This window comes from Streptomyces sp. NPDC059832 (assembly GCF_042731715.1).
GTDB lineage: Bacteria > Actinomycetota > Actinomycetes > Streptomycetales > Streptomycetaceae > Streptomyces.
The window spans coordinates 20,120-27,928 of the sequence record NZ_JBHWIY010000060.1; the positions used below are offsets into that span (position 1 = coordinate 20,120).

General features: G+C 66.5%; 6 protein-coding genes and 2 pseudogenes. 5 read left to right on the forward strand and 3 right to left on the reverse strand.

Translation table 11 applies throughout. The annotated features are described in order from the left end of the window. Positions 1-81: 81 nt before the first annotated feature. Together ACFV8T_RS43180 and ACFV8T_RS43185 are read left to right on the forward strand one after the other, a co-directional pair. Positions 82-720, forward strand: coding sequence for a hypothetical protein (locus tag ACFV8T_RS43180; RefSeq protein WP_385338775.1), 639 nt, complete (start codon positions 82-84; stop codon positions 718-720). Positions 721-982: 262 nt separating this feature from the next. Then, positions 983-1,099 (forward strand): annotated as a pseudogene (locus ACFV8T_RS43185) (Tn3 family transposase); the annotation flags it as partial. A gap of 200 nt (positions 1,100-1,299) precedes the next feature. On the opposite strand, the pseudogene ACFV8T_RS43190 reads toward ACFV8T_RS43185, so the two are convergent. Next, positions 1,300-1,530, reverse strand: a pseudogene (locus ACFV8T_RS43190) (HNH endonuclease); the annotation flags it as partial. Positions 1,531-1,559: 29 nt separating this feature from the next. On the opposite strand from ACFV8T_RS43190, the gene ACFV8T_RS43195 reads away from it, so the two are divergent. After that, the gene (locus tag ACFV8T_RS43195; protein WP_385338778.1) at positions 1,560-2,216 is read left to right on the forward strand and encodes an SMI1/KNR4 family protein; all 657 of its coding nucleotides are present in this window, start codon (positions 1,560-1,562) and stop codon (positions 2,214-2,216) included. Between the two features lie 56 nt (positions 2,217-2,272). Here ACFV8T_RS43195 and ACFV8T_RS43200 read toward each other — a convergent pair whose 3' ends face one another. Both ACFV8T_RS43200 and ACFV8T_RS43205 read right to left on the reverse strand, forming a co-directional pair. Then, a complete protein-coding gene (locus ACFV8T_RS43200; RefSeq protein ID WP_385338781.1) occupies positions 2,273-4,036 on the reverse strand; it encodes a hypothetical protein in 1,764 nt (587 codons plus the stop codon). A 774-nt stretch (positions 4,037-4,810) separates the two neighbouring features. Further along, on the reverse strand, positions 4,811-5,515 hold the full coding sequence (locus ACFV8T_RS43205) for an IS6 family transposase (protein ID WP_385338784.1): 705 nt from the start codon (positions 5,513-5,515) through the stop codon (positions 4,811-4,813). A 326-nt stretch (positions 5,516-5,841) separates the two neighbouring features. On the opposite strand from ACFV8T_RS43205, the gene ACFV8T_RS43210 reads away from it, so the two are divergent. Together ACFV8T_RS43210 and ACFV8T_RS43215 are read left to right on the forward strand one after the other, a co-directional pair. Further along, positions 5,842-6,390 (forward strand): YciI family protein, encoded by a 549-nt coding sequence (locus tag ACFV8T_RS43210; RefSeq protein ID WP_189282008.1) that lies wholly within the window; start codon positions 5,842-5,844, stop codon positions 6,388-6,390. Between the two features lie 70 nt (positions 6,391-6,460). Further along, on the forward strand, positions 6,461-7,600 hold the full coding sequence (locus ACFV8T_RS43215) for a GDSL-type esterase/lipase family protein (protein ID WP_385338788.1): 1,140 nt from the start codon (positions 6,461-6,463) through the stop codon (positions 7,598-7,600). Positions 7,601-7,809 lie beyond the last annotated feature (209 nt).

A 7,809-nucleotide genomic window follows, 5' to 3' on the forward strand; every position in this document is an offset into this window, starting at 1 on the left:
CATATAGTTAGCGATAAGCCCTAACGTGAGTTAAATCCAACTACCCTCTGGCGCAAGGAAGTTCAACTCGGGAGGCATGTCATGCAGGCCCAGGAAGTTCACCGCTACTCGTACTGGGGCGAGGTGCCGGCCGGTACCTACATGACGAAGTCCCAGCTCCAGCGCCTCACCCTGCCGCGCCAGCCGGGCGGCCCGGTCCGCGCCAGAGTGGAGGGCCGCGACGGAGCCGGCCGCCGGGGCGTCTTCGACCTCTACCTCGTCAAGGAGTCCGAGCCGACCTCCGCGAGCACCGCGCAGCTCGCCGCGGCCGCCGCCCGCCGCACGACCACGGACCGCGTGTGCAACGAATGCGGGGCGTGTCCCGACCAGCCCTGCACCCCGTGGGGCGACACCGGCCACGCACTGTGCCAGACCTGCACGCACATCGAGCGCCTCCGTACTGCCCAGCTCCAGGTCACTGAACGCCGCGCCCATGTCCAGCAACGGGCCGCCGAGCTCCTGGAACAGGACCTCGCGGTCCTCCACATCACATACACCGACCGTGGCATCACGGCCTCCGGCCGGCGCTGTCCACGCCAGCCGTGCCCGTCGGTGTCGAGGCAGTCTTTGCGGGATTCCTGGTGGTCAAAGTGCTCGGCCTGTTCCTCGAAGAGTGGGCGAAGAAAATGGGTGAGCAATTCGGCGAGTCGACAGCCCAGGCACTGGGACGTATCCGACTGAAACGACGCTCCCGGGCGGAACGCGAGGGCGGGGAACTTGAGGCCGTTGTCCCAGACACTCTCACCCCAACGACCCTCGTCATTCCCAGACAGTTGACCGACGAAGCCCGGTTATCGATCATCGATCTCGACCCGGCAGACGATGCCGTTCGCGGCGCGACCCTCTTCTGGGTTGCGAGGAGGGGGTCCAGCGCGCCCTTGGCGCTGGCGGGGTCTGGGGCTGGCCCCAGGTATGCGGCCATCAGATTCTCGGGTGGAAGACCGATGTGTACGCGCGGCCGAACCCGAAGTACTTCGGGCGTCGGGGCGGCGCGACCTGGCTCAACATGATCAACGACCAGGCCGCCGGGCTCGGCGGAAAGGTCGTGGCCGGACCCCCGACGCACCACCCTGATCGGCACCCCGGCCGCGCCTCGACCATGGGTCCGACCACGGGCCACGTAGGCCGACCGCCCGACCATCGCAGGCGAGGGCCAACACGCTGCTCCTGGATCACGATCCGGCCGCCGCACCGGCGCTCCGTTGCACCACTCCCTCACCGCGATCCGGACGCGGTGAGGGAGTGGTGCCTGACTGATGGTCAGGGAGCGACCTCGTATTTCACGACGGTGTCCGCGCAGTTCTTGGCCAGCTTCTCCAGGGCCGCGCGCTCTTTGGCGTCCGCGGTGAGCTTCCAGCGGAGCTTGGTGCCCACCCAGTCGGCACCGTATGTGCACTGTGCGGACGCGGCCGGGGGGAGCCATTCGGCCGGGTCCCGGTCGGCTTTGCTCCTGTTGGTCTTCGCGGTGACGGCGACCAGCGACCTGCTCGATGAGAAGCGTCCGCGTTACCCTGCCGGGTATGAGTGAACAAGACTTCGCGGTGGCAGCGTGGGAGCGTATCGAGGGGTGGCTTGTCGAGCGCGCTCCGGCGTCGGCGGCGCTGTTGCGTCCGCCGGCCAGTGATGCGGACGTTGATGCCGTGCAAGAGGCGATCGGGGTGGTGTTTCCGCCTGCTTTACGGGCGTGGTACAAGCTGCACGACGGTATAGATGATCCAGGGACCGGCAAGAGTTGGTGGCCTGCCGGGTTTTTGCCGGGCGCTCAGGGCTGGTACCCGCTGGAGACGTTGCGGGATGCCTATACGGTGCAGATCCGGGACCAGGAGCGCGAGCCGGGACGTATTCCATTCTCCTGTGTGGTGGGCGATATGTGGCACGGGCTCTATGTCGACGCCCGGCTGGGGGAGCCATCTTACGGAAGTCTTGGCCGGTGGTTCGTGGACCGTGAGCCGGAGCTTCTAACGGATCCGGTTGCGGGATGGCCGCTTCACGCGTGGCTTTCCCGGATCGCGGATGCGCTTGAGCAGGGCCGCTGCCTTGTCGGTCCGGATGGGAATCCTGATGAGGACACCTGGCCGGCGCTGACCGAATGCGGCGGCCTGGTGTGGGCGGTCCCTGATGAGGAGCCTCACTCGCCGCCGGGACGAGTCCTTCTGGGCGGCGGTCCCCTGTCGTAGGGAAATGCGGGGAGGGACGGTGGGGGGGGTAGTTCGCCGGGGCGTTTTGTATTTCCCTACGCCCTGGGGGAGGGGCCGGGCGCCGCTACCTTGCTTTTGTGTGAGGGTCCGAATTCGGGGAAGGACACCCAGTAGGGGTCCTTGTCGAGGAGCCGGTACTTACCGGAGAAGCCAGAGCTGAACGCGCCGCCCATCGAGGTGGAGTTGATCCACCCGGACATGGAGGACCGGCCGCAGACCTCGTTCCAGGTGGGGCCTGCGAGGCGCTCGTCGTCGTAGAGGCGCCATTCGCCCTGGGTGACGCGGGTGGCGTAGGTCTGTACGCAGGCGTCGCCCGAGGCGACCGGGTTCATGCCGCCGACGACGCCGCCGGGCATACCGCCGGAGTTGTAGCTGGAGGCATAGGCGAACTCGTCGCACGACGGCTTGTCGCTGGCGCTGATCTCCGGGACGGTCGTGGTCCGCGGGTTTCCGTACTTGGACGCCCAGCTTGTTCCGTCGCTGTTCTTCGGGCAGATGACGTCACGGTTCTTGTTCGGGTCGCGGCCGGGGGCGTTCTTGTCCGCCGAGGGCAGGAAGAACATCGGCTTGTTCGCGGACCGGCTGCCGGGATGGTTGGACAGCTTGGACTGGATCAGCCATGCGTGCGTGACCGCCTGCGGCGTCTTCTTGAAGTTCATCACCCAGGTGGGGACGTACTTGTGGAACGCGCAGCCCGGGGTGGCGGAGGAGATCTTGTCGCAGCGGATCTGCGCGTCGGCGGTCTCCCAGCGCGAAGCGGCCGGGTTCGTCACGGGCGAGTAGGCGCTGATCTTCGTGGACAGGTCGAGGGTATCGGACTTGTTCACAGCATTCCAGGTGTGGTCGTTCTTCCCGACGGCCGTGTGCGAGAACGGGTCAGTTCCCAGCCACTCCAGGGCGCCGTCCCACGACTGCGGACCGTTGGAGCAGCGGTCTGGCATCATGCAGTCGAAGCGAACGTCCAGCGTTACCGATACGAACTTGGCATCAACCTGGATTGGGACGAGGACGAGTTGCTGAGTGAACGTCGCAGAGGTTCCCGACAACTTCACTTCCTGGCCGACGGCCCAGGATGCGTTGAGGATCTCACCGGTGGGCTTGCCGTCCTTGACGACGATTCCCTCGTACTCGTAGGTGAATCCGCTAATGCACGCCTCGTAGCGCTTGATGTCCAGGTTGCGTGTGTCACACCAGTCGACCAGGTGCGGAAGCCCTGCCGTGACCCCGAACCCTTCCCTTGCGAGGGCGTCGCGAGTCTTCTTGCTGTTGTCCGGGACCAGACGCGAACACGGCTGGATGTTCGTCTCCTTGTTCACCTCGCCGCAACTCCAGCCGTCCTTCTCGCTGTAGCCCTGCGGCCTGGTGACATTCTCGGGTGCGCTGTACCCGGTGGGCGGCACCTCCGGTGGGACCGGGTACATGTTGGGCTTGCCGATGGGCTGCGGTTCCTGGAAGTCGTCCTCGTTCAGCACTGGGGCGTTCTTGTCAGGCTCGGGGAGCTTGATGTCGACCGCGCGGCCACGGGTCTTGAACTTGCCCCACGCGGACCACTCCGTTTCGTACAGGCTTCCGTCGTAGGCGGATGTACGGAACGCGTAGGTGGTGCCCGGCTTCAGGTTCCCATCCGGGACGGTGACCTTCGCTGTGCCACCGGAGTTGACGTAGCCCGAGACGAGGACGCCGTACGGTTGGTCCTTGATCATGATCTGTTTGTCGGGGTTGCCGAAAGCGTCCGTCGTGTAGACGGCGAAGGTCAGGTTGGCCTTGTCACCGTCCGGGTCTGTCACAGTATTGCTCAAGGTGGGCATGGTCCGATTGACCTGCCACACCCCGCCCGACTGCGTGGACGGCGGCCCGGCCACCAGATTCTTCCCCGACACGGGCCGCCCTCCGGCCAGCGCGAGACTGGTCGTCTCAGGTCCGTGGACCTTCGGCGGCGCTGCCAGCGGATCAGGTTCCTTCGGTAAGCCGGCAGCGGAAGCGGGTCCCGCCCCGGCCAGAACGGTAAGGACGGCGCCGACTGCCATGCAGCGCAGCGCCATCGTTATGCGTGTGCGTCGCAACGATCCCCCTTAAAGGGTACAGATGTTCGATGTAAGCCCATCACGTGCAACTCCCGTGGGATAGGGGAAAGATCGCCATCCTGTACACGCAGCGCTTGTGTCTTGATTGGGTTGATCGAGCCATTCGTAGGGTTGGGCCGCCCCGGGGTGCTGGGTGTGGCTATCAGGCGTGGCTTCCCTTACTTCGCCGCCCGGCGCCCCACGACGACTCGGCCGCCGATTAGGAAGTGCGAACAAGTCGCTGCGTAGAGCAATGCCGGCGAGGTCGTCCGTGGCACGAACAGCACGAACACACACGCCAGGAGCACGATGAGCCGCATATGGGCGGGGATAGACAGCGGCAAGGGCCACCACCACGGCCTCGCCCTGGACAATAGACGGCAAGACGCTGCTGTCGCGGCGGGCCGCCAGCGACGAGCTCGAACTGCTGAAACGGCGTTGTCACGTTGTCGGGGGTGTTGGCGCTTGGCGGGGCGTCGGGGCGTGCTGGGGTCGGTTCCGGCTCCGTGCTCAGGCCGTGGCGGGCAGGCCGGCGGTGCCGGTGATCTGCTTCCAGATCGCGAAGCGGACGGTCATTTCGGCACGGTGGTTGGTGGCGGTCATCAGGTGGCGTCGGGGTCGGAAGTGGGTGAGATGCCGCTGCGCGGCCAGGAACCGTTGGGCTCCGCCGACGCTGCGGAAGCCCTTTATGGCGCGTTCTCGTTGCCGGGTCGGCTGGTGGGAGTTCTCGGCCCGGCTGTTGAGGCCCTTGTGGGAGCGGTGCTCGACGGAAGGCATCACCTCGCGGTGGGCGGCCCCGTAACTGCGGAGCTTGTCCGTGACCACCACCCGCGCCACCGAGCGGGTCTTCTTGAGGAGCTTGCGGAAGAAACGCCTGGCCGCGGCCTTGTCGCGTCTGTTCTGCACGAGGATGTCCAGCACGTTGCCGTCCTGGTCCACCGCGCGCCACAGGTACTTCAGCTCACCGTTGATCTTGCTGAAGGCCTCGTCCAGGTGCCATTTGTCGCCGGGACGGGGACGCCGGCGACGCAGCGCGTTGGCGTAGGCCTGACCGAACTTCAGGCACCGCCGCCGGACGGTTTCGTAGGAGACGACCACGCCGCGCTCGAGCATCAGTTCCTCGACCTCCCGGGACGACAGCGGGAACCGGTGATACAGCCACACGCAGTAGGAGATGATTCGAGACCGGCACCGACTCCTACCAGCTCGCCTCAACCCGGGCGCGGACCGAAGCGCCCACCAAAGCCGGCTGACCGCTGCATGGTTCAGCTTGATGGTCCTCCACCCCAAGGATCGGCAGCAACCGGGCGAAGGGCGACAAGGACCCCGGGAACGGCGGCTGTAGGTCGTCCCGAACTGGGGACGTCAGCGCCGGACGCGGTCTCTGTCACTCGACTGCAGAGCAGCGCATGCCACTTGGCTGAGACCGTGCAGCCGTGGTGGCTACGCCGTTTGACGGAATGCTGTTTCGTTTGGAACGCGGGGTCTTCGGCGACAAAGCCGGTTGAGATGGCATCCTTGGTGAGGAAAGCTCTGTGACCATGGAGTACTTCTGCTACCACCGAGACCGGCCGGGCTCCCTCGCGTTGCGCGAGGAGTTGCTGGAGAAGCACTGGTCCTACATGGACCGGTACGCGAAGGAACTGATCGCCCGCGGCCCGACCTTCACCAATGATGGTGAGACGCTTACCGGAAGCGTGCACATTATCGATCTGCCCGACCCCGCCGCTGCCCGCGCGTTCGCCTTCGACGAACCCAACTACCAGGCCGGAGCGTACCGGGACGTGCTGCTGCGCCGATGGCGCAACATGCTGGGGCGCACCATGTGGGACTTTCCCGGTGACCGAAGCAGTGGCAGCCAGTACCTGGTCCTCGGCCTCGGCGAAGGCCCGGCCGCAGACCTCAACCTGCCGCCCGACCAGGACGAACTGATCGCGTACGGGCCACTGCTGGCCGACGACGGCGACACATGGCTGGGTACGGCAGTGCTGCTCAGGGCCCCGAACCCGGATTCGGCACGCGCCGTCCTGACTCCGGACCGGTACGGGGACATAGAGGTCCACGCCTGGGAGTTCGGCGGACGCCGATGAACCACGGAGGCACCGGCCCGATGCCACCCCCGGAACACATCGACCTGGGACAGGAACGGTGACGGTGACGATGCGGACGGTCCCGTTGGTGGGCGGGCCGGTGGAGTTACGGGGTGCGCTGGACCTGGAGACCACAGCGGCAGGGGTGATGCCGCGCCGGCTGCCCGCGTGGACCAAGGAGCAGTACCAGGACCCGTCGGTCTACGGGGTGACCGTGATGCCTTCGGGAGTGCGGCTGGTGTTCCGCACCGATGCACGCGCACTGGAGTTGGAGATACTCACCTCCACTGGCCAGCTCGCCGCCGACCCCCACCCTCGCCCGACCGGGATGCTGGAGTTGTTGGTGGACGGTGCCCTGGCCGGGCGTCGGCAGGCACCGGTGGGCAACGTACTGAGAATGGCGGGCCCCGGAGCCTCACAGCGACTCATCCCGGGCAAACCCGGAACCGTACGGTTCGCCGGACTGCCATCTGGCATGAAGAACGTCGAGCTGTGGCTTCCGCAGCAGACCCCTACGGAACTGGTGGCACTGCGCGCCGACGGCGACGTGCTGGCGCCGCTGCAGGACGGGCGGCGCCGCTGGGTGCACCACGGCAGTTCCATCAGCCACTGTATCGAGGCTGACGGTCCGACCGGGACCTGGCCGGTGGTGGCAGCCGCGCTCGGAGGGGTGGAGGTGATCAACCTCAGCCAGGCGGGCAACGCACTGCTGGACCCCTACGTCGCCCGGACGATCCGCGACACGCCAGCTGACCTGATCAGCCTGAAGGTGGGCATCAACATCGTGAGCCTGTCCGCCTTCCGGCTGCGGACGTTCGGCCCGGCGGTACACGGATTTCTGGACACGATCCGGGACGGTCACCCGGACACCCCACTCCTGCTGATCTCCCCGGTGAGCTGCCCGGCCCTTGAGCAGGTTCCCGGCCCGACCAGGACCGGACCGGACGGGAGGATCACCGCCCTGGGCGACCCGGCCGATGTGGCCGACGGCGCACTGTCGCTGACGGTGGTCCGCACCGAGCTGGCCCGGATCGCCGCAGCACGACAGGCATCTGATCCCCACCTCCACTGTCTCGACGGACGAGCACTGCTCGGCCCGGACGAGACAGACGACCTGACCGACGGCCTTCACCCCACCGCCGCCGCGTACCGCCGAATGGGCAAGCGCTTCGCTGCCCACGCCTTCACACCCGACGGTCCCTTCCGCTGAGCTGTTCTTGCCCTCCGGTGTCGAAATGCGCTTCGAACTGGGCCGCTGGCCTGGGCATTCGCCGGACGCTGAGGCGGCCTTCGCCTGATCATGTGCTCCGACCCGGGACGAGTTACTGATCGTTTCATAATGAGATCGGTGTGTTGGCTTGGCAGTTGGGTGTTGTGTCGGCAGGATCTTCCGGGTGTCTGCTGATCTCGTGCCCGATG